The organism is Candidatus Sulfotelmatobacter sp. (genome assembly GCA_035504415.1).
Taxonomy (GTDB): Bacteria; Vulcanimicrobiota; Vulcanimicrobiia; order Vulcanimicrobiales; family Vulcanimicrobiaceae; genus Vulcanimicrobium.
The window spans coordinates 460,957-482,134 of sequence record DATJRY010000011.1 but is presented as its reverse complement, the minus strand read 5'-3'; the positions used below and the strand labels follow the sequence as shown (position 1 = coordinate 482,134).

19 protein-coding genes are annotated in these 21,178 nt (G+C 70.3%); 10 read left to right on the top strand and 9 right to left on the bottom strand.

All coding sequences use genetic code 11. From position 1 onward, the window contains the following. The first annotated feature begins 222 nt into the window (after window positions 1-222). Both VMD91_08675 and VMD91_08670 read left to right on the top strand, forming a co-directional pair. Window positions 223-819 carry a DNA-3-methyladenine glycosylase I gene (locus tag VMD91_08675; GenBank protein HTW84125.1) on the top strand — a complete coding sequence of 199 codons (597 nt, stop codon included), beginning with the start codon at window positions 223-225 and terminating at the stop codon, window positions 817-819. Further along, window positions 819-1,562, top strand: coding sequence for an SDR family NAD(P)-dependent oxidoreductase (locus VMD91_08670; GenBank protein ID HTW84124.1), 744 nt, complete (start codon window positions 819-821; stop codon window positions 1,560-1,562). The genes VMD91_08675 and VMD91_08670 overlap by 1 nt, the downstream gene beginning before the upstream one ends. On the opposite strand, the gene VMD91_08665 is transcribed toward VMD91_08670, so the two are convergent. Together VMD91_08665 and VMD91_08660 are read right to left on the bottom strand one after the other, a co-directional pair. Further along, window positions 1,559-4,399, bottom strand: coding sequence for a BTAD domain-containing putative transcriptional regulator (locus VMD91_08665; GenBank protein HTW84123.1), 2,841 nt, complete (start codon window positions 4,397-4,399; stop codon window positions 1,559-1,561). The genes VMD91_08670 and VMD91_08665 overlap by 4 nt on opposite strands. A gap of 103 nt (window positions 4,400-4,502) precedes the next feature. Further along, window positions 4,503-5,123, bottom strand: coding sequence for a Crp/Fnr family transcriptional regulator (locus VMD91_08660; protein HTW84122.1), 621 nt, complete (start codon window positions 5,121-5,123; stop codon window positions 4,503-4,505). Window positions 5,124-5,373: 250 nt separating this feature from the next. On the opposite strand from VMD91_08660, the gene VMD91_08655 reads away from it, so the two are divergent. After that, window positions 5,374-5,814 (top strand): Hsp20/alpha crystallin family protein, encoded by a 441-nt coding sequence (locus tag VMD91_08655; protein HTW84121.1) that lies wholly within the window; start codon window positions 5,374-5,376, stop codon window positions 5,812-5,814. Next, entirely contained in the window at window positions 5,814-8,276 is a 2,463-nt protein-coding gene (gene lon, locus VMD91_08650; GenBank protein HTW84120.1) for an endopeptidase La, read from the top strand. The genes VMD91_08655 and lon overlap by 1 nt, the downstream gene beginning before the upstream one ends. Before the next feature lie 78 nt (window positions 8,277-8,354). Here the strand turns inward: lon and VMD91_08645 are convergent, their stop codons facing one another. Further along, the gene (locus VMD91_08645; GenBank protein ID HTW84119.1) at window positions 8,355-8,852 is read right to left on the bottom strand and encodes a hypothetical protein; all 498 of its coding nucleotides are present in this window, start codon (window positions 8,850-8,852) and stop codon (window positions 8,355-8,357) included. Between VMD91_08645 and VMD91_08640 the strand changes: the two genes are divergently transcribed. Further along, a complete protein-coding gene (locus VMD91_08640; protein ID HTW84118.1) occupies window positions 8,846-9,958 on the top strand; it encodes an EamA family transporter in 1,113 nt (370 codons plus the stop codon). The genes VMD91_08645 and VMD91_08640 overlap by 7 nt on opposite strands. Here VMD91_08640 and VMD91_08635 read toward each other — a convergent pair. Genes VMD91_08635 through selD form a run of 3 tightly spaced genes read right to left on the bottom strand, consistent with a single transcriptional unit; the run spans window position 9,867 to window position 12,164 of the window. Next, the gene (locus VMD91_08635) at window positions 9,867-10,520 is read right to left on the bottom strand and encodes a hypothetical protein (protein HTW84117.1); all 654 of its coding nucleotides are present in this window, start codon (window positions 10,518-10,520) and stop codon (window positions 9,867-9,869) included. The two genes, VMD91_08640 and VMD91_08635, sit on opposite strands and share 92 nt — an antisense overlap. A 1-nt stretch (window position 10,521) precedes the next feature. Then, window positions 10,522-11,118 (bottom strand): hypothetical protein, encoded by a 597-nt coding sequence (locus tag VMD91_08630; protein ID HTW84116.1) that lies wholly within the window; start codon window positions 11,116-11,118, stop codon window positions 10,522-10,524. After that, entirely contained in the window at window positions 11,115-12,164 is a 1,050-nt protein-coding gene (gene selD, locus VMD91_08625; GenBank protein HTW84115.1) for a selenide, water dikinase SelD, read from the bottom strand. Before selD ends, VMD91_08630 begins: the two co-directional genes overlap by 4 nt. A gap of 46 nt (window positions 12,165-12,210) precedes the next feature. On the opposite strand from selD, the gene VMD91_08620 reads away from it, so the two are divergent. Genes VMD91_08620 through VMD91_08610 form a run of 3 tightly spaced genes read left to right on the top strand, consistent with a single transcriptional unit; the run spans window position 12,211 to window position 14,304 of the window. Further along, window positions 12,211-13,386, top strand: coding sequence for an alanine--glyoxylate aminotransferase family protein (locus VMD91_08620; protein HTW84114.1), 1,176 nt, complete (start codon window positions 12,211-12,213; stop codon window positions 13,384-13,386). Between the two features lie 17 nt (window positions 13,387-13,403). Continuing rightward, window positions 13,404-13,877 carry a hypothetical protein gene (locus VMD91_08615; GenBank protein HTW84113.1) on the top strand — a complete coding sequence of 158 codons (474 nt, stop codon included), beginning with the start codon at window positions 13,404-13,406 and terminating at the stop codon, window positions 13,875-13,877. A 4-nt stretch (window positions 13,878-13,881) separates the two neighbouring features. Then, on the top strand, window positions 13,882-14,304 hold the full coding sequence (locus VMD91_08610; protein HTW84112.1) for a VOC family protein: 423 nt from the start codon (window positions 13,882-13,884) through the stop codon (window positions 14,302-14,304). A gap of 17 nt (window positions 14,305-14,321) precedes the next feature. Here VMD91_08610 and VMD91_08605 read toward each other — a convergent pair whose 3' ends face one another. From VMD91_08605 to VMD91_08595, 3 genes are read right to left on the bottom strand one after another with little or no spacing between them, the layout of a single operon-like run. After that, the gene (locus VMD91_08605) at window positions 14,322-15,941 is read right to left on the bottom strand and encodes a long-chain fatty acid--CoA ligase (protein HTW84111.1); all 1,620 of its coding nucleotides are present in this window, start codon (window positions 15,939-15,941) and stop codon (window positions 14,322-14,324) included. Beyond that, the gene (locus VMD91_08600; GenBank protein HTW84110.1) at window positions 15,941-16,651 is read right to left on the bottom strand and encodes a TetR/AcrR family transcriptional regulator; all 711 of its coding nucleotides are present in this window, start codon (window positions 16,649-16,651) and stop codon (window positions 15,941-15,943) included. Before VMD91_08600 ends, VMD91_08605 begins: the two co-directional genes overlap by 1 nt. Beyond that, window positions 16,651-17,706 (bottom strand): alcohol dehydrogenase catalytic domain-containing protein, encoded by a 1,056-nt coding sequence (locus VMD91_08595; protein HTW84109.1) that lies wholly within the window; start codon window positions 17,704-17,706, stop codon window positions 16,651-16,653. Before VMD91_08595 ends, VMD91_08600 begins: the two co-directional genes overlap by 1 nt. A 167-nt stretch (window positions 17,707-17,873) precedes the next feature. Here VMD91_08595 and VMD91_08590 point away from each other — a divergent pair, with 167 nt between their 5' ends. Both VMD91_08590 and VMD91_08585 read left to right on the top strand, forming a co-directional pair. Continuing rightward, entirely contained in the window at window positions 17,874-19,973 is a 2,100-nt protein-coding gene (locus VMD91_08590; protein ID HTW84108.1) for a 3-hydroxyacyl-CoA dehydrogenase NAD-binding domain-containing protein, read from the top strand. Further along, the gene (locus VMD91_08585; GenBank protein HTW84107.1) at window positions 19,966-21,147 is read left to right on the top strand and encodes an acetyl-CoA C-acyltransferase; all 1,182 of its coding nucleotides are present in this window, start codon (window positions 19,966-19,968) and stop codon (window positions 21,145-21,147) included. Before VMD91_08590 ends, VMD91_08585 begins: the two co-directional genes overlap by 8 nt. Window positions 21,148-21,178: the final 31 nt, after the last annotated feature.

Genomic DNA, 21,178 nt, shown 5'->3' with positions numbered 1-21,178 from the left:
GACTCAGAAGTCGTATTCGAGCTGAGCGCGGTTGTACTTCGCAGGCGTGGGAGCCGTCTGCGCAAAAACGTTGCTCGCATTGGCTGCGAGTGCGAAGAAGAGCGCCGCGCTCGTCACCAAGACGCGCGGCCGAATGTAGGCAAGCACGTCGCGCAGCGTAGCGCGCTCGACTTATCGTTGGGTTAATCACGTGGCCTTAAGCAAACGCGCGGAGGTCGATCGATGACGCAAGTGCACCGCTGCGCGTGGGCGGGCAGCGATCCGCAGATGATCGCCTATCACGACGACGAATGGGGCGTGCCGGTGCACGACGATCGCGTGCTGTTCGAGTTCTTGGTGCTCGAAGGCGCGCAGGCCGGGCTGTCGTGGTCGACGATCCTGCGCAAACGGGAGGCATACCGCCGCGCCTACCGCGACTTCGATCCGGCCGCGGTCGCGCGCTTCGACGCGCGCAGCACGGCGCGGCTGCTGGCGGATCCGGGCATCGTCCGGCACGCGGGAAAGATCGAGTGGTCGGTGCGCAACGCGAAGGCGTTCCTCGCCGTGCAGCGCGAGCACGGCTCGTTCGCGACCTATCTGTGGGCCTATACCGGCGGCGTGCCGATCGTGCACCGCCCGCGCACCGGCGCCGACGTCCCCGCGCACGACGAGCTCTCGGATCGGCTCAGCGCCGATCTGCGCAAGCGCGGCTTCGGCTTCGTCGGGTCGACGATCTGCTACGCCTTTCTGCAAGCCGTGGGCGTCGTGAACGACCACGTCGCCGGTTGCTTCCGTGCGCCGCCGGAGGCGAGGGCCGCGGCGCGGCGGAAGGCTCGTTGATGCTGTTGCAAGGCGATGCGGTGGTCTTGGCGGGCGCGACCGGCCGGGTCGGGAGCGCGACGCTGGCGACGTTGGCGCGCGAGGGCGCGCGGGTGCTGGTGCTCTCGCGCTCGCGCGAGCGCGCGCAAGCGACGATCGACGAGGTGCTCGACGACGACGAGGCCGGCGCGGTCGTGCCGTTCGCGGCCGATCTGCACGAGCCCGACCAAGCGCAGGCGGTGATCGACGCCTGTGTCGAGCGCTTCGGCCGGATCGACGGGCTGGTGAGCCTGGCCGGTTCCGCGCGGGTCGTGCCGCTGATCGCGTCCACGCGCGAGGACCTGCGCGCCAACCTGGACGGCTTCGTCGAGACCGCGTACAACATCGCGCTGCCGGCGCTGCGCGCGATGCTGCGGCAACCGTACAAGCCCGAGACGCGCTCACGCGGGCGCATCGTCGTGGTCACCGCCGGCTCCTCGAAGGCGCCGGCGCCCGGCCGCGGCCTGTTCGGCGCCGCGAAGGCGGCCGTCAACGTGCTGATGCAAGCGATCGCGCGCGAGCACAAAGCCGACGGGATCGTCGCCAACGCGCTGGTGCTCGGGGGCGTGGCCACGCAAGCCGCGCGCGGCTACCTCGACGCCGAGGCGTTCGCCGCCGCGGCGACGCCGCAAGAGGTCGCCGACGCGCTGGCGTTCCTGGTCAGCGACCACGGCAGCGGCGTCAACGGCGCGCTGGTCGACCTGAACGCGCGCGAAGTCGACTAGCTCGTCGCGCCGACCAGGCGCGCGAGCGACTGCGAGGGCTCGCACTGCAGCTCGGCCATCAACACCTCGCGATATTGACGAAAGTGGCGCAGCGCCGCGGCGCGGTCGCCGCCGGCCAGGTAGGCACGAATGGCCAGCTCGCGTGCCGGCTCGTCGCACGGATCGTAGGCGATCATGTCGTGACAGAGCCGCAGTGCCTCTTGCACGTCGCCCGCGCGCAGCGCGTGCTGGGCCAGCGCCTGCGCGATCTCGCAGCGCAGCTCGCGCAGGCGGCGTTCGGTCGGTTCGAACCACTCCCACTCTTCGAGGCGGGCGGGCCGCGAGGCGCGCAGGCGTTCGTACAGCGCCTGCAGCGCGGTCGCGCGCGTCGCGTCGAGCGGCTCACCCGGACGTAGCGCGGTGACCGCGCGATCGATCTCCCACAGATCGACGGCGACGCCGTCGCCCAAGCGATAGCCCTCGTCGGTGCGCACGACGACGCGCTCCTCGCCGAGCCGCGTCTTGAGCCGGTGCAGGCAGACGTGGAAGGCGTTGCGCGCCGCGCTTTCGTCGAGATCGGGCCACAGCGCGTCGGTCAGCCGCCCGCGCGGAATCGGGTCGCGGCGCACGGCGAGCGCGGTCAGCAGCGCGTGCTCGCGTTCGGGGAGCGTGAGCGGGGTGCCGTCGCGCAGCACGCGGCCGCTGACCAGATCCACCGCCAGGCCGGCGGAGAGGCTCGCCGTCACCGGTTGCGCGCCGGCGTAGCGAGCGACGAACGGAGCGAGCGCGCCGCCGTGCACGCCGCGCGCTAGAGCCGCGACCGCTTCACGCACCGCCGGGGCGTCGATGCGTTGCGCGGCGGCGGCCGCCTCCGCGAGCGCGTCGGTGCGGCGCGCGGGCGCGAGCACGGCCAGTGCGAGCGCCGCCAACAGCTGCGGAAACGGCGCGGCGTCGAGCCGCGCGCTCGCGTGGGCGCGCTCGGCGCGCTCGAGCGCGTGCGCCGGCGTCGCCGCTCGCGCCGCCGCGACGAGCCAGCCGCGCGCGACCCAGCGCGGATCGTCGGACGGTCCGGGCTCCTCGTCGCGGCCGCACGCGACCGCCGCGAAGAACGCGAACGCGCGCGCTCCCTCGCGCTCGACGGCCGCGTCGAGCGCGCGTGCGTGCTCGGTCGCGAGCGCGTCCTCGCTCGCCAGCCACGCGCCGAACGCCGCTTCGGCGTCCGCAAGCGCGACGACGTTGCCCAGGCCGCTGGCGCGCAGGCGTTCGTGGGCGCGCGCCAGGCGTTCGCGTTCGCGCGCGCGCTCGCCGCGCATGCGAGCGACCTCGGCGCCTTCCGCTAACGCCACCGTGCCGGCGACGACGTCGTTCGCCTGCACGATCTCGCGCGTCGCGGCGAAGCCGGCCTCGGCGTCGGCGAGTCGCCCGAGTCGCGCGGCCACGGTCGCGTGCAGCGCCGTCAGCCACGCCGCGAGTGCCGGCGCGGCCGCGCCGGTCGTCGCGCGCAGCTCCTCGAGCTGCGCCAGCCCAGCCTCCGAGTCGCCGAGCCAGCCGACCAGCAGCGCGCGCAGCACGTGCAGCGAGACCGTGCCGGAACGCGAGCCGGCACGACTCGCGCGCGCGCACACACCGTCTGCCTCGCGCAAGAGTCCCGGCCCGTCGCTGGCGAACGCGCGCAGCAACGCGGTGACCGCCCACAGGCGCGGCGTGCGCTGCACGACGCTCGAGCCGAGCGCCGAGAGCACGCGCGCGTAAGCCAGCGGCGGCGCGCCGTCCTCGACGTCGTCGACCGCCGCCAGCGCGGACGCCGCCGCGGGCCGGTCGCCGGCGGCGAGAAACGCGTCGGCGGCGCGCAGCGGCTGACGGTCGCGCACGGCCGCGGCCAGCCGGGTCAACAGCGCCTCCAGCCGCGGCGCGTACGCGGCGCGCAGCGTCGCGGCGGCCAGCGGGTGGACGGCGATCGTGCCGTTCGCGCCGCGTGCGACGAACGGCGAGCTGCGCGCGAAGGCGGCGAACTCGGCGAGCGCTTCGCGATCGTCGAGCGCGGCGGCGATGTCCTCGTCGCGCGCGTCGGGGAGCGCGCCGGCGACCAGCAGCCCGTCGATCGCACCCGGCGGCGCGTCGACGAGCACCTGATCCGCGAGGTACTCGTGTAGCTCGTCGTAGGCGAGATCGTCGAGCCGCTCGAGCAACGGGCCGGCACGTCCTTCGCGCGCGAAGCGCGCCAGCAGCAGCACCGCGATCGGCCAGCCGGCACTGACGGCGCCGATGCGCTCGGCGAGTGCCGGGTCGGCGCCGTCGCCCGCGAGCGCGTGCGCGATCTCGTCGGGCGCGAAGGCGAGGTCGGGCGCGCGCAAGCTGACGATGCGATGCGGCGCGGCGAAACGTGAGAGGTGCAGGCGCAGCGGCACGCGGCTGCACAGGATCAGCGTGCGGTTCGCGGGCCGGTCGGCCAACAGGCGGGTCAGAAGCTCCGGCGAGACGCCGTCGAGCTCGTCGAGGGCGAACCAGCCCGGTGCGGTCGGAACGCGCCAGGCCGCCAGGGCGAGGGCGAGCCGGTCGGCGGGCGCGACCAGCTCGTCGCCCAGGGCGGCCGCGGCGCGGGCGAGGTCGGCGCCGCGCTCGGGCTGGGCCTGGGCCAGTGCCCCGAGCAGGGCGGCGGCGAAGGCGAGGTCACCGGGGCGCGTGGGCGCGGCCAGGACGCCATGCGGCTCGTCCGCCAGCAGCTGCCGCGCCAGGGTCGTCTTGCCGAACCCGGCCGGGGCCGCCAACGCGATCAGCTCCGGATGCGCCGCGCGCACGCGTTCCACCAAGGCCGTACGTGGCAGTTCGACGGGCTCGAGCGAGGCGGAGCGGTGCATGGACGACGACGCTTCCTTCGGCGCGCCGCGCGGCTTCCCGCGTGCTCGCCAAGATTAACGTCTGTTTACTTTGCACATCGGCCTGTGGACGGTGTGGACGCGGTCAGTTCGCGGGAAGACGCCGTCGTTCGTAGGCGTCGTTGATGGCGCCGTAGCACTCGCACGCCGCCTGCGCCAGACCGGTGCGATCGATGATCGCGAACCGGCCGCGCGAGTAGCGGATATGGCCGGCGGTCTGCAGCGCGGCGGCGGCGATGCTCACGCCGGCCCGGCGGACGCCCAGCATCGTCGCCAGCGACTCATGGGTGAGGTGGAACTCGTCCCGCCCGACCCGGTCGTGGGTCATCAGGAGCCAGCGTGCGCAGCGCTCGTTGACGTAGTGCAGCCGGTTGCAGGCGATCGACTGCGCCATGACGTCGATCTGGGCGGCGATGAAGCGCTGCGCGAGGTCGCGCAGCTCGGGGTGCCGTCCGCACAGCGTGGCGAAGGCCTCGAACGGGAGCCGGTAGCTCTCGCCGGCCACCTGGCACCAGGTCGAGAGCGTCGCCACCGCTTGGTCGCCGAGCAGCGCTTGCGCACCCGTCAGCCCCTCGCGGCCGATGGTCAGCGCCTCGATCTGGGCACCGTCACCCATGACGGTGACGACCGAGATCACCGCGTCGATGGGGAAATAGACCGTGTCGATCCGATCGCCCGGCTGATAGATCATCGTTCGGCTGGCCAGCCAAACGCGCTCGAGCCCAGCTTCGACCGCCGACCGGACGTCTGCCGGAAGGGCGCGGAGCAGGTGGTTGTCGGGGAGATGCTGCGTCGTGGAACCCTGTGCGGACGTGCGAGCTCGCCCGAGACGAATAGTCTCGGCGCTTGGTATGGGATGATACCGGAGCCGCTGCCGAGCCGTCGGTACGCTACCGGACGACAGACCGGGAAACCCGGCCTCCTAGCAGTGTGTTAGGATGAGTGCTAACACCCGAATGAAAGAGGGACCCTCGCGCGTGCGCGATTCCGACGACCTTCTCGAGTTCGAGCGCCTCGCCGTCCGCGGCGCCCTGGGCTGCTTCGAACCCAATGCCGACGTCTTGGTCGACGAGACCGACGGCGCGTTCATCGTGCACGTCGAGCTGGCCGGCGCCGACGCCGAATCGCTCCGTGTCACGGTCGACGACGCCTATCTGATCGTCACCGGAAAGCGAACGCCGCGCGGCGTTCCGCGCACCGCGTCCCTGCTTCGTAAGGAGATCGCGTCGGGCGAGTTCCACAAAGCGATCCACCTGCCGCTGCCGGTCGCGCCGGAAAACGCCTCGGCGCTCCACCGCGACGGCGTGCTCACCGTTCGCCTCCCGCTCGCCCCCGCCCAGAAACACCCGATCATCCGGACCACGATCCGCATGACGGTCAAGAGGACCCCTGTTTAATGGCCAAACCCGACAAGACTCCCGAGATTCTCGGCATCCTTCCGCTCCAGGACGCGGTGCTGTTCCCCAACACCGTGATTCCGCTGGCGGTCGTGAAGCGGCCGGGCATCCAATTGGTCGAGGAGGCCCTGCGCGAAGGCAAGCAGATCGGCCTGGTCGCGCTCAAGGACAAGGAAACGGAAGATCCGGGTCCGGACGACCTGCGCCGCGTCGGCACGCTCGGCACGATCCAGAAGATGCTCAAGGTCCCCGACGGCACGCTGCGCTGCATCGTGGCCGGCGGACCGGTGTTCCGCGTCGATCAGTTCGTCGCGACCGAACCGTATTTGGCCGCGACCTACACCGAGCTGCCCGACGTGACCGACGACAGCGATCGTCTGGTCGCGATGCAGCGCAATCTCGGTGCGCTGTTCCAGAAGCTGCTCGGCTATCTGCCGCAGGCCCCGCGCGAGATGGAGATGGAGGTCAACAACATCTCCGATCCCAACCTGCTCTCGTACTTCGTCGCGTCCACGATGCGGCTCGAGACGGCGGACCGGCAGGCGATCCTCGAGGAGCGCGACACCGCCAAGCGGTTGCGCAAGCTCACCATGCTCATCACCAAGGAGCTCGAGGTGGTGGAGTTGGGCCACAAGATCCAGTCCGACATCCAGCGCGAGATGGAGAAGAACCAGCGCGAGTTCTATCTGCGCCAGCAGATGCGCGCGATCCAGGACGAGCTGGGCGAGAGCGATCCGCAGCAAGCCGAGACCAACGAGCTGCGCAAGAAGGTCGAAGAGGCCAACATGCCCGAGGACGTCCGCAAGTCGGCCGACCGCGAGCTGGACCGTCTCTCGAAAGTCCCGACCGCCAGCCCCGAGTACAGCGTCATCCGCACCTACCTGGATTGGCTCACGCAGCTGCCGTGGAGCGTCTCGACGTCGGATCAGATCGACATCTCGAAGGCGCGGCAGATCCTCGACGAGGACCACTACGACCTCGAGAAGATCAAGGACCGCATCGTCGAGTACCTGGCCGTCGGCAAGCTCAAGAACAAGCTGACCGGACCGATCCTGTGCTTCGTCGGACCGCCGGGCGTCGGCAAGACCTCGCTCGGGCAGTCGATCGCGAAGGCGATGGGCCGCAAGTTCGTACGCCTGTCGGTCGGCGGCGTGCGCGACGAGGCCGAGATCCGCGGGCACCGGCGCACCTACATCGGTGCGATGCCGGGCACGATCGTCCGCGCGCTGCGCGACGCCGGGACCAACAACCCGGTCATGATGATCGACGAGATCGACAAGGTCGGCGGCGACTTCCGCGGCGACCCGCAGTCGGCGCTGCTCGAAGTGCTCGATCCGGAGCAGAACAACACGTTCCGCGATCACTACCTCGATCTGCCGTTCGACCTCTCGCGCGTGCTGTTCATCTGCACGGCGAACACGCTCGACTCGATCAGCGGTCCGCTGCGCGACCGCATGGAGATCATCAACCTCTCGGGCTACACCGAGCTGGAGAAGCTGCAGATCGCCAAGCGGTACCTGGTGCCCAAGCAGAAGAAGGCGAACGGACTGCGCGAGTCGCAGGCCCAGCTCCCCGACCCGACGCTGCGCCAGATCATCGTCGACTACACCCGCGAGGCCGGGGTGCGTAACCTCGAGCGCGAGATCGGCACGATCTTCCGCAAAGTCGCGCGTAAGGTCGCCGAGGATCCGAAGTACAAGGCGCGGGTCAAGCCGGAGAACCTGGTCGACTACCTCTCCAAGCCGCGCTTCTACAACGAGGTCAAGCGGCGGACGGCGTCGGTCGGCGTCGCGACGGGGATGGCGTACACGCCGGTCGGCGGCGACATCCTGTTCATCGAGACGACGGCGATGCCGGGCAGCGGCAAGTTCACGCTGACCGGTCAGCTGGGCGACGTGATGAAGGAGTCGGCGACGGCGGCGATCTCGTTCCTGCGCTCACGCTCGAGCGAGCTCGGGTTGCCGGACGACTGGTTCGCCAAGCACGACCTGCACATCCACATCCCGGCGGGCGCGATTCCCAAGGACGGCCCTTCGGCCGGCATCGCGATGGCGACGTCGATCGCCTCGATGCTGACCGGGATCAAGGTCGACCCCGAGATCTCGATGACCGGTGAGATCACCCTGACCGGTCAGGTGCTCCCGATCGGCGGGCTCAAGGAGAAGGTTCTCGGCGCGAAGCGGGCCGGCATCAAGAAGGTGCTGCTCCCGCGCCGCAACGAGATCGATCTCGACGACGTGCCCAAGGAAGTCCGCGACACGATGACCTTCGTGGCGGTCGACGAGCTGAGCGAGGTCTTCGCCCAGGCGCTCGGCAAGCGGGTCATCACGCCGGTGCTGCTCGGTGCGCTCGAGACGAAGAGCGCCAGCAACGTCGTCGCGCTGCGGCCGACCAAGCGCACCCGCCCCGCCGCGCGCCCGGCGCGCGCGGTGCGCGGCGCGGCGCCCAAACGCGGCCGCTAAAGCCGCAACGATCCGACACCCCCGCGGCGGCGGCGTGGACCAACAGTCCACGCCGCCGTGCTGTTTTCCGCGCCGGCGTCAGCGCGCGATCGGGGAGTCGACGCGGTACGACTCCCCGCTATGGTCGAAACGGATCGCTTCGTGCAGCGTGCGCGCGGCGTGCTGTTCGGAGCCGGTGACGACGCGCTTCTCCTCGAGATTGTCGTAGCGCCGGTCGGCGTGCTCGGCCAGGAACTCCTCGACGTCGGGATTTGCGACGGCGTGGTCGATCTCGTGTCCCAAGCCGAGCGCGGGTGACTGCCGGCCGCCGGTCGTGGTGAGCAGCGCGCTGTACGGGTCCCAGTGGATGGTGTGCGTGTTGGGGTCGTACGAGTCGTCGTTGTGGTGGTTGATGCTCAGGTGGTGGCGCCCGGGTGAGTGCTCGAGCCGGTCGATGAGGCCGCGCTCGACGCCGTCGCGCGCGAGGTAGCCGAAGGCCGCGTCGACGAGCGGCTTCGCGCCGGCGGCGAAGCTGAGCGAGCCGTAGCGCACGGGCGCGGCGCGCCGCTCGGGAGGAAGGAGCGTCAGCGGTGTCATGGCGCGCTTCGTTCACGCGTGCGGACCCGCGCGACAAGGGGGGGCGCAACCGCGCGCTCTCGCGCGGCGTCGGTGGATGCGTGCGAACGGAGGCGCGGGCAGTCGAAGCGGCGGCGTTGGGGATCGGCGTCGCGCCGGAGGACACCCGGCCGACCACGCAGCTCGACGCGCGTCTCGTGCTCGCGCTGGGCGTGGTGTGGATCCTCTGGGGCTCGACCGTGGCCGGGATGCGCGCGGCCGTCGCCTCGATCCCGCCCTTCGCGATGACCTCGCTGCGCTTCACCATCGCCGGGCTGCTGCTCTACGCCGTCTGCGTGCTGCGCGGCAAGGCGCAGGTAACGCGCGACGATCTCGTGCGGGCAACCGTCACCGGCGCGACGCTCCTCTTGTTCAGCAACGGGATCACCGCGTGGACGGTCCAGTTCATGCCGACCGGCGTGAACTCGCTGCTGCTCTCGCTCGCGCCGGCGTGGATGGTCGTGTTCGCGTACCTGTGGGGCCGCGAGCGCCCGACGGTGCTCACCGTGGTGGGGATGCTGATCGGCTTCGCGGGACTCGCGCTGCTGCTCGCACCGCACGGGCGCGGGGGCCTTTCGATCGCGCCGCTCCCGCTCGCGCTGGCGTGCTTCGCCGCGTGCTCGTGGGGTTTCGGGTCGGTCGCGCAGCGGCGCTTGGGCCGGCCCGACAGCCTCGTGCTCGCGACCGCGCTGCAGATGACGGTCGGCGGCGCGCTGATCGGGATCGAAGCCGCACTCTTCGGTCAGTGGCAACTGCTCGACGTGCGCGCGGTCAGCGCGATGTCGTGGCTGGGTCTGGCGTGGCTGATCGTGTTCGGCAGCATCGCCGGCTACAGCGCGTATCTCTACACGATGCAGCGCGCCAGCGCGGCGCTCGCCGCGACGTACGCGTACGTCAACCCGGTCGTCGCGGTCATCCTCGGCATCTGGCTCTTCCACGAGCGCTTCACGCCGCTCGAAGCGCTCGCCAGCGCGATCATCGTCGTCGGCGTCGCCCTCATGATGATTCCGCCGAGGAGCGCCGCACGAACGATTCCCTCGCAGGTTTCAGAGATCGTTCACCAAACCGCAACGCGACCGCACAGCTGATCAGCGCGACCACGCAGCTGGCGATGGCGAACGGTTCGGCGAGGTTCGGTCGGTGCATGCGAATCAGCTCCCAAGTGAAGAACGCCGTCTGCGAGAGCATCAAGATCGCCCCGGGTACGCTACCCGCTACGCCTCCGAGCTTGACGGTATTCATCGCGCCGCCGAGGACCAGGACGGTGCCGAAGAGCAATGCGGCGACCGGCGGCGCGACCCACGGGAGGATGCCGACGTGCTCGAGGTACCCGATGGCAAACGCGACGATCGACGTGACGATACATCCGACGATCATCGTGGTGACCCAGTCTTGGCGACGCGACGCTGCTAGCAAGCGCTGAAGCGGCGCGAAGATCGGCGGCGCCACGATCGCGAGCAGCGCGAGACACTCGAAGGCAACCCGCCAAAACTCGACGCGACTTTGGAGCAGCCAGTAGTAGTCGACGATGTCCGGTATCGCCACAGCGACGAGCAGGACGGCGACGAGAAGTGTGCCGACAACGAGGTGACGCATCCAAAGCGGTAACCGCGCCACGCCGGCGCTGAGCCGGGCGAAGCGGTGTCGCATGTTATTCGTTCACTGCCGGCCGCCTGCGGACGAAGGCGCGTTCGTGCTGCGCCGGCCTGACTTGGCCTCGGCGCAGGGACGCGGTGCCGATGACGACGCACGCGACCGTCAGGCCGACCATCCACATACCCGCATCCGGTTGCCGCAGCGAGAAGAGCAACGCCGCCGCGAACGCGGTCTGCGAGGCGGCGAGGAGAACGAAGAGCGCCCGCTGAACGCGGGCCGCGCGCCGTGCGAAGCCGGCGCAGCAGAGTACCGAGCCGACAGCCCACGAGATCGCCGCGCCCCGTGGCGACACGAGCGGAACGAGCCCGGCACGGTTGGCAAAACCGAATGCCGTGAAGGCTCCCAATCCGAGGACGCACGCGAGAACGACGTTTTCGACCGCTTTGCGGGTCACCAGAACCCTGAGCCGATGCACGTCGTGCGCCAGCCGCGGAGCGATGGAAATCAAGAGAAGATCGACCGGGATCGTGGCGTGCCATAGCTCCACCGGTTGGCGGAACTTGAACCACGCGTACGCATCGCTCGCGACGACAATCGCCGCCCACACGATCAGCTGCCACGGACGCGTGCGCCAAGACGATGCGTTCTTCATTGTCGCACGAACACCGTCCCCGCTGGTCCGTCGAGCACGTCACCGATGATCGCGGCGGTGCCGAGATACGCGAGCTCGGCGAGCACGGCCTCCGCGTCCGCGCGCGGGAGCGCCATCAACAAACCACCCGACGTCTGCGCGTCGGACAACGCGATGCGGAGCCACTCCGGGACGGCGTCGTCATAGCGGGTGAAGCGCGCGTGTTCCGCCAGGTTGTCGCGGGTCCCCCCGGGGACGCAGTCGTCGGCTATCAATTCTGATAGGCCGGGGTACAGCGGGACGCGCGCGGCGTCGATCGCGAGCGCGAGGCCGGCGGCGCGCGCCATCTCGCCGGCGTGGCCGACCAGGCCGTAGCCGGTGACGTCGGTCGCGCCGTGCACGCCGTGGGCCAGCATCGCGCGGGCCGCGGGTGCGTTCAAACGCGCCATCTGCTCCACCGCGGAAGCGAGAGCGTCGTCGTCGATGCGATCGCGCTTGCGCGCGGTCGTGAGGATACCCGTCCCGACGGTTTTGGTCAGTAGCAGCGTGTCGCCGGGACGGGCTCCGCCGTTTGTAACGACTCGGTTCGGACGAATGGTTCCAGTAACGGCCAGTCCGTATTTGGGCTCCGCGTCCTTGACGGTGTGGCCGCCCAGGATCGGTATGCCGGCCTCCGCGGCGACGGCGGCGCCCCCCTCGAGAATGCGGGTCAGGACGTCCGTACCGAGCTCCTCGATCGGAAACGCGGCGATGTTGAGCGCGCTCAGCGGCGTGCCGCCCATCGCGTACACGTCGCTGAGCGCGTTGGCCGCGGCGATGCGCCCGAAGTCGTACGGGTCGTCGACGACGGGCGTGAAGAAGTCGACGGTCTGGACCAAGGCCAGATCGTCGTTCAGGCGATACACGCCGGCGTCGTCGTTGGTCGCGATCCCGACCAGCACGTTCGGATCGGCGGGGGTGGGCAAGCGGCGCAGGACCTGCGCCAGGTCGGCAGCGCCGACTTTACTCGCTCAACCCGCGCAGGCCGAATACGCGGTCAGTCGGATCCGTCGTCCGGGGGACTCCATCTCCACGTCGAATACTCCGCGAGCGTCGCTCGCCCCCGGAGGCCCCGTGTCGAAGAACCTGCTCTTCATCCCCGGTCCCGTCACCGTCGCCGAAACGGTGCTCACCGCCACGGCGAAGCCGATGATCGATCATCGCGGCCCGGAGTTCAAAGAGCTGCTCGGTTCGATCTCGGCGCGGATGAAGCCGATCTTCGGGACGCGGCGCGCCGAGGTCGTCGTGCTGAGCTCGTCGGGCACGGGCGGGCTCGAGGCCGCCGTCGGCAGCCTGTTCGGCCCGGGCGACTACCTTCTCGCGTGCCCGATCGGCGTCTTCGGCAAGCGGCTCGTCGCGATCGCGCAGACCTTCGGCTGCGAGGTCGAGGTCCTCGAGACCGAGTGGGGCAGCGCGGTCGATCCCGACGCGCTCCGCGCGCGCCTCGCGGCCGACACCGACAAGCGCATCACCGGCATCCTGCTCACCCACAACGAGACCTCGACCGGGACGCAGAACGACATGGCCGCGCTGAGCGCCGCGATCGGCGATCACGGCGCGTACACCGTCGTCGACTCCGTCAGCGGACTGGCCGCCGGTCCGTTCGAGATGGACGCGTGGGGCTTCGACCTGGTCGTGACGGCCTCGCAGAAGGCGTTGGCCGCACCGCCCGGGCTGGCGATGGTCGCGGTCGCGCCGCGCGCCTGGCAGCGCATGGACGCCAACGTCGGCGCGCAGCGCTATTATTTCGATCTGCGCAAGGCGCGCGAGTTCGCCGCGCTCGGCCAGACGCCGTGGACGCCGCCGGTTTCGATCGCGTTCGGGCTCGCCGCCGCCCTCGACGACTTCGAGAAAATCGGCGCGCGCGCGACCTGGGAGCGCCACGCGCGCTACGCGCGCGCGATCCGGGATTGCGCGCGGGCGCTGGGGCTGCGGGTCTACTCGCGCGAGGGCGCGCACTCGGTGACCGTGGTGGCGATCAACGTTCCCGAGGGGATCGACGGCGACGCGATCCGCAAGGAGCTGCGCGAGCAGCGCGGCGTCGTCATCGGCGGCGGTCAGGGCCCGCTCAAGGGAAAGATCATTCGCATCGGCACGATGGGCGATCTCACCCAGACCGACGTGCTCGGCGCGCTGGGCGCGCTCGAGATCGCACTGTTGGAAGCGGGCTACTCGGTAAAGATGGGCAGCGGCGTGCAGGCGGCCCTGCGGGTGTTCCTTGAAGCGGAGCAAGCGACAGCAGTCGTCTGACCGAAAGGGGTCGCCCGATGCTCCGTCCGGTGTTCTCGACCGCGGTGCTTACCGTTGGGTGCCTTCTCGCATTGTCGCTCGTCGGCAATGTGCGCGGTGCCGATCCGCCGCACGTCGCCGCCTCGGATCCGCTGACGGCGGGGCGATTTCTGGTCGCGTACGGCGGCTGCAACGACTGCCACACCGCGCGCTGGGACCAGCTGCACGACGCGACGCCCACCGCCGAACTGTTGACCGGCAATCCGCGCGGGTTCGCGGGGCCCTGGGGCACCTCGTACGCGGCGAACCTGCGGCTGCTCTTCGCGAAGATGAGTCCGGACGACTGGCTGCACCTGGTGCGGCATCACGACGGTTTCGATCACCCGCCGATGCCGTGGTACAACATCCAGCAGCTCACGCCCGACGACCAGCGCGCGATCTACGTCTACATCCACGGCCTGGGCCCGGCCGGCGTCCCCGCCCCGCCCTACACGCCGCCGACCGCGCGCTGATGCGATGATCCACCTCCGGCCGCACCTCACCTTCCGAGGCGAGTGCCGGACCGCGTTCCGCTTCTACGAGCGCGTCTTCGGCGCGCGGCTCGAAACGTTGCTGACCTACGGCGAAGCGCCGGGCGGTCACGACGTCCCCGAAGAGATGTACGACAAGATCCTGCACGCGACGCTGTGCATCGGCGACTACGCGCTCTTCGGCGCCGACGTTCCGCTCGACGAGTACGCACCGCCCGGCGGCTTCGCCGTGACGGTCGACATCGACGACGCCGACGAAGCGCGCCGCATCTTCGATGCGCTCGCCGAGCGCGGCACGGTCCGCTTGCCGCTGCAAGAGATGTTCTGGTCGCCGGCGTTCGGCGTCGTCGTCGACCGGTTCAACGTCCCCTGGGAGATCAACGCGCTCGGCGCCGCTTCCGAGGGCTGACGAGGTCCGCCGCGCGATCAGCCGATCGCGGGGACGAACCGTTCGCGCAAGGTGCGCTTGGAGATCTTGCCGGTCGCGGTGTGCGGCATCTCCTCGATGAAGACCACTTCGTCGGGGAGCCACCAGGTCGCGACCTTGCCCTCGAGCCAGCCGATGACGTCGTCGCGTCCGATCGCGCTGCCGGGTTTGCGCACGACGACCAGCATCGGGCGCTCCGACCACTTCTCGTGCGGCATCGCGATCGCGGCCGCTTCCTCGATCTCGGGGTGACCGACGGCGGCGTTCTCCAGGTCGATCGAGCTGATCCACTCGCCGCCGGACTTGATGAGGTCCTTGCTGCGATCGCGGATCGTCAAGTAGCCGTCGCGATCGAGCGTCGCGATGTCGCCGGTGCGAAACCAGCCGTCGGGCGTGATCGCGGCTTCGCTGGCGGCCTCGTTGCGGAAGTAACCGGCGGCGACCCACGGGCCGCGTACCTGCAGCTCGCCTTCGGACTCGCCGTCGTCCGGCTGCACGACGCCCTCGTCGTCGACGATGCGCATCTCGACGCCGTACACGCAGCGGCCCGCGCGGCGCTGGTACTTCAAACGGTCGGGCGAGAGGCGGTGCTTGCGTTTGATCGACCCCGTCGTGCAGATCGGGCTGGTCTCGGTCATCCCCCAGCCGTGGATGACCTCGATGCCGCGCGATTCGTAAGCTTCGATCATCGACGCCGGCGCGGCCGAGCCGCCCACGCGCAGCGCGCGCAGCGTGCTCAGCGACTTGCCGCTCTCGACCAGATAGTCGAGCAGCCGCAGCCAGATGACGGGGACCGCCGCCGCCGTCTCAACGCCTTCGCTCTCCATCAGCTCGTACAGGCTCGGCGCGTCGTGGGCGGGCCCCACCAGCACCAGCTTGCCGCCGATCATCGGCGCCGAGTACGGATAGCCCCAGGCGTTGACGTGGAACATCGGCACGATCGGCATGTAGCAGCGGCTCGACACGTTGACGCGGCTGGCTTCCGCCATCCCGCCGGCCATCGCGTGCAGCACCGCCGAGCGGTGCGAGTAGAGCACGCCCTTCGGATCGCCGGTGGTGCCCGAGGTGTAGCACATCGCGGCGGCCGTGTTCTCGTCGAACGTCGGCCACCCGATCGTGGTCGGCTGATCGCGCAGCAACGTCTCGTAGCAGAGCACGTTGGGCAGCGTCGTGGCCGGCATCGTCGCCTCGGCCGTGAGGATCACGTAGCCGCGGACGCGCGGGAGCAGCGGGGCCAACTCTTCGAGGATCGGCACGAAGGTCAGGTCGACGAACAGGTACTGATCGTCGGCGTGGTTGACGATGTACTCGATCTGGCCGGCGAACAGCCGCGGGTTGATCGTGTGGCAGACCGCGCCGATCCCCGAGACGCCGTAGTAGAGCTCGAGGTGGCGATAGCCGTTCCACGCCAGCGTGCCGACGCGGTCACCTTGACGTACGCCCAGCGCGCGCAACGCGTGCGCCAGCTGCGCGACGCGGGCGCCGACCTGCGCGTACGTCGTGCGGTGGATCGGACCTTCGACGCTGCGCGAGACGACCTCGGTGTCGCCGTGGAAGCGGGCCGCGTAGCCGATGATCGAGCTGATCATCAGCGGCGTGTCCATCATCACGCCGCGCATCAGGGATGGTGCTCCGCGAACGCATCGTCGAGCGTGTCCATCTGCAAGGTGCGCACCCAGAACATCGTCAGCGTCTCGGCCATCTTCTCGACGCTCGGCTTGCGCGCCGCCAGCACCCACTCCGCCAAGATCGCGACGGCGGCGCTCGAGAGGCCGACGGCGACCAGCCGGCTGTCGACGTTGCGCAGCACGCCGGTCGGCTCGAGCCAGTCGGTGGCGCGCGTGAGCTGCTGCACGACGCGCTCGCGCACCACCCGGCGGTGCTGTTCGAGCTCCGGGCTCACGCCGAGCGATTCGAGCGCGTAGATGCGCGCGCGGCGCGGGTCGGCGGTCAGGTACTCGTAGTAGGCTTGGTTCGAGGCCAGCACCCGTTCGTAGTGCGGTTTGTCCGTCTCGCGCAGCGCGTCGCGGATGATCTGGTACGTCGTCTCCGAGACGTCGTCGTAGATGGCGCGCAGCAGCGCCTCGCGCGAAGGGAACTCTTCGTAGAAGTGCCGCGCCGTGACGCCCGAGGCGCTGCAGATCATCGGAATGGTGGTCTTCTGGAACCCGATGGTGCCGAACAGATCGAAGCCGGCGGCGAGCAGGCGCGCGCGGCGACCGGCCCGCCGTTCCGATGCCGAGAGGCCGCCGTAGAGCCGGCCGCTCTCGGCCGGCGCGTTCTCGTCCGCGGTGCGGCGCGGGCTCTTGGCGGCCCGGGAAGAAGCCATCAGCTGAACCTCGTCACGACGTCGAGACCGCGCGTCGCGTAGGTGTCGAAGGCGTGGAAGACGTCGGTGACCTCGTCCAAGCCGATGCGCCGCGTGATCAGCGCCCCCGGATCGAGCTTGCGCCGCGCGATCAAGTCGAAGATCTCGGCGTAGCCCGCGTGGGGACTCGAGCCGGAGCCGACGATCTCCAGCTCCGCGTTGACCAGCGCGTCGGCGGGGAACGGGATCTGGCCCTTGTCCTCTTGCGAGGTGAGGCCGACTTGCACGTGACGCCCGCCGCGCCGCAGCGCGCGGATCGCTTGCTGCGTCGTCTTCGCGGTCGCGATCGCGTCCATCGTGAACGGCGCGCCGCCGCCGGTGATCTCGCGGATGCGTTTGGTGGCGTCGACCTCGGCGCCGTCGATCGTCTCGACCGCGCCCACGCGCCGCGCGAACTCCAGCTTGGCCGGGTCGAGATCGATGGCGATCGGGCGCGCGCCCAGCGCCGCCGCGACCTGGATCGCCGAGAGCCCGACGCCGCCCGCGCCGAAGATCGCGATCCAGTCGCCCGGGGCGGGCCGGGCGCGGTGGGCGACGGCGTGGTAGCCCGTCGTGAAGCGGCAGCCCAGCGCCGCGGCGACCTCGTCGTCGACGCCGTCGGGCAGCGGGATGCAGTTGAGGTCCGCCATGCGCACGATCAGGTACTCGGCGAAGCCGCCGTCGCGCGAGAAGCCGGAGAACTCCGGCTGCAGGCACAGGTTGTCCCGACCCGCCGTGCAGTTGTCGCAGGCCCCGCACGACTGCAGGAACGGAACCGTCACCCGCTGGCCGGGGCAGACCCGCTTCACCGCGGGGCCGACCGCCTCGATGACGCCGCCGATCTCGTGGCCGGGCGTGATCGGCAGGCGTGCCCGCGCGCCGATCCAACCCCAGTCGTCATTCCATTGATGCCAGTCGCTCCGGCACACGCCGACGGCGGTGACGCGGACCAGCGCGTCGGCGCCGGTCGGAACGGGGACCGGGACGTCCTCGATCTCCAACGGCGCCCGGAACGCGACCAGTCGAGCGGCCTTCATCGGCGCAAACGTTATCCGGCCCACCCCCCTCGCCCTCGTCTCCGGAACATCCGATTGTCGCTTCCGGTGCGAGCCCGAAGGGTGCAACTGCCGGGCGACAAAGAAGATTGTTACATGCGCGTCCGGGGTCGCACCCGGGTTGCCCGTCCTGCCACAGGAGGTTCTCCGTGCCGTTTGCCCTCCACGACGGCGTCGCCGTCGTCACGATCGACTACCCGCCGGTCAACGCGCTCGGCGCGACGTCCATCGCCCCGCTCCTGGAGGCGTTGAACGCGGCGGCGGCCGACCCGAAGGTCGGCGCGATCGTGCTGACCGGGGCGCGCGGCACCTTCAGCGGCGGCGCCGACATGAAGGGCTTCGGGGTGATCCCGCGGCCGACGCCGACCACCCGCGACCTGATCGCTTGGATGGAAGGCTCGCCGAAACCGATCGTCGCCGCGATCGACGGCGTCGCGCTGGGCGGCGGGCTCGAGGCCGCGCTGGGCTGTGACTACCGGGTCGCCGCGCGCGGGGCCCAGCTGGGCTTCCCCGAGATCAAGCGCGGGCTGCTGCCGGGCGCGGGCGGGACGCAGCGCGCGCCGCGCCTGATGGGCGCCGCCCCCGCGCTCGCGCTGATCCTGGGCGGCGACCCGATCGACGGCGCGCGCGCCGCGCAGGTCGGCCTGGTCGACACGGTCGCGACCGGCGCCGTGCTCGACGACGCGATTGCGCTGGCGCGCACGCTGATCGGCGGGAGCCGCCGCCGCGCCAGCGACCTCGCCGTCAGCGGCGACGATGCGCGCGCCGCGATCGACGCCGCCCGTGCCAAAGCGGCGCCGGAAGAGCGCGGCGGCCTGGCCGAGCACCGCGCGATCGACTGCGTCCAGGACGCGCTCACGCTGCCGTTCGCGCAAGGCGACGCCAACGAGTTGCGGCGCTTCATCGAGCTGCTCGGTTCGGAGCAGGCCAAGGCGCGCATCTACCAGTTCTTCGCCGAACGCGAAGCCGGCAAGATGCCCGACGGCAGCACGCCGCCGCCGTTCGACGTCAAGACCGCGGTCGTCATCGGCAGCGGCACGATGGGCACCGGCATCGCGATGACCTGCGCCAACGTCGGCATCAGCGTCACGCTGGTCGACGTCGGCGAGGAACAGTTGACGCGCGCCAAGGGCATCATGGCGGGCAACTACGCCTCGACGGTCAAAAAGGGCCGGCTCTCGCAGGACGAGATGGACGCGCGCTTGGGCCGCATCGCGTACTCGACATCGCTCGACACCGCGGCGAAGGACGTCGACCTGGTCATCGAGGCGGTGTTCGAGGAGATGGACATCAAGCAGGACGTCTTCCGCCGCCTCGACACGATCTGCAAGCCCGGCACGATGCTGGCGACCAACACCTCGACCCTCGACGTCGACGCGATCGCCGGCGTGACGAAGCGCCCGCAGGACGTCATCGGCCTGCACTTCTTTAGCCCGGCCAACGTCATGCGGCTGCTCGAGATCGTGCGCGGCGCGAAGACGTCGACGCAGACGCTCGCCAACGCGCTGGGCCTGGCGAAGAAGTTGAAGAAGGTCGGCGTCGTCTCGGGCAACTGCGACGGCTTCATCGGAAACCGCATGCTCTACCCGTACCGCCGCGAGACCGAGTTCTTGTTGGAAGAGGGTGCGTCGCCGGCGCGCATCGACGGCGTGCTCAAGAAGTTCGGCTTGGCGATGGGCCCGTTTGCGATGTCCGATCTGGCCGGACTGGACGTCGGGTGGCGCATCCGCAAGCGCAAGTACGCCAACGGCCGGCCGCCGGGGCGCTACTCGAGCGTCGCCGACGAGCTGTGCGAGATGGGCCGCTTCGGTCAGAAGACCAACGCGGGGTACTTCCGCTACGAGCCCGGCGATCGCACCCCGATCCCGGACCCGATCGTCGACCAGGTCATCGCCAAGAGCGCGCAGGCCGCCGGCATCGCGCGGCGCGAGATCAGCGACGACGAGATCGTCAAGCGCGCGATGTACCCGCTGGTCAACGAAGCGGCGCTGATCCTCGCCGAGGGGATCGCCTCGCGGCCCGGCGACGTCGACGTCGTCTACGTCAACGGCTACGGCTTCCCGGTCTGGCGCGGCGGGCCGCTGCGCTGGGCCGACTCGCTGGGCTTGCGGCAGGTCGTCGACGACATGCTCGCGTTCCAACAGCAGTACGGCGACGTCTGGAAGCCGGCGCCGCTCTTGAAAGAGCTGGCGGATCGCGGCGAGTCGTTCGGCAGCTGGAAGGGCTTGGGAGCGGTCGCGCATGCGTGAGGCCGCGATCGTCTCGACCGCGCGCACGCCGATCGGCAAGGCGTTTCGCGGCGCGTTCAACGACACGCACGGCGCGGAACTGGGCGGTCACGTCATCCGGCACGCCGTCGAGCGCGCCGGACTCGATCCGGCCGAGATCGAGGACTGCATCATGGGTTGCGCCACGCCCGAAGGCGCGACCGGTCACAACATCGCGCGCATCGCCGCGGTGCGCGCCGGTTTGCCCGTCACCGTCGCCGGCACCACCATCAACCGTTTCTGCTCGAGCGGCCTGCAGGCGATCTCGCTGGCGGCGCAGCGCGTGGTGATGGACGGCGTGCCGGCGATCGTCGCCGGCGGTCTCGAGTCGATCAGCTTGACGCAGAACAACCGCAACACGTTCCACCTCAAGGACGAGTGGATCGACGAGCACAAGCCCGAGCTGTACTGGGGGATGATCGACACGGCCGAGGTCGTCGCCGAACGCTACGGGGTCTCGCGCGAACGCCAGGACGCGTACTCGCTGCTCAGCCAGCAGCGCACCGCCGCGGGACAGGCAGCGGGCCGCTTCGACGCCGAGATCGTCCCGCTCCCCAGCCGCAAGGCCGTCGCCGACAAAGAGACCGGCGCGATCTCGTATCAGGACGTCGTGCTGACCCGCGACGAAGGCAATCGTGCCGACACCAACTTGGCCGGGCTCTCAAAGCTCGAGCCGGTGCGCGGGCCCGGCAAGACGATCACCGCCGGCAACGCGAGCCAACTCTCCGACGGCGCCTCGGCCTGCGTCGTGATGGACGCGAAGCTCGCCGAGCGGCGCGGGATCGAGCCGCTGGGCTTCTACCGCGGCATGGTGGTGGTCGGGCTCGAGCCCGACGAGATGGGCATCGGCCCCGTCTTCGCGATCCCCAAGTTGCTGGAACGCCATCACCTGACCATCGACGACGTCGACCTGTGGGAGCTGAACGAGGCGTTCGCGGTGCAGGCGCTCTACTGCCAGGAGAAGCTCGGCATCCCGCTCGAGAAGTTCAACGTCGACGGCGGCGCGATCTCGATCGGTCATCCGTACGGGATGAGCGGCGCGCGCATGACCGGCCACGCGCTGATCGAAGGCAAGCGCCGCGGCGCCAAGCACGTCGTCGTGACGATGTGCGTCGGCGGCGGCCAAGGTGCCGCCGCCCTGTTCGAGGTCGCGTAGGTGGCTTCGGCTACGCCGAAGCCGTCGCGTT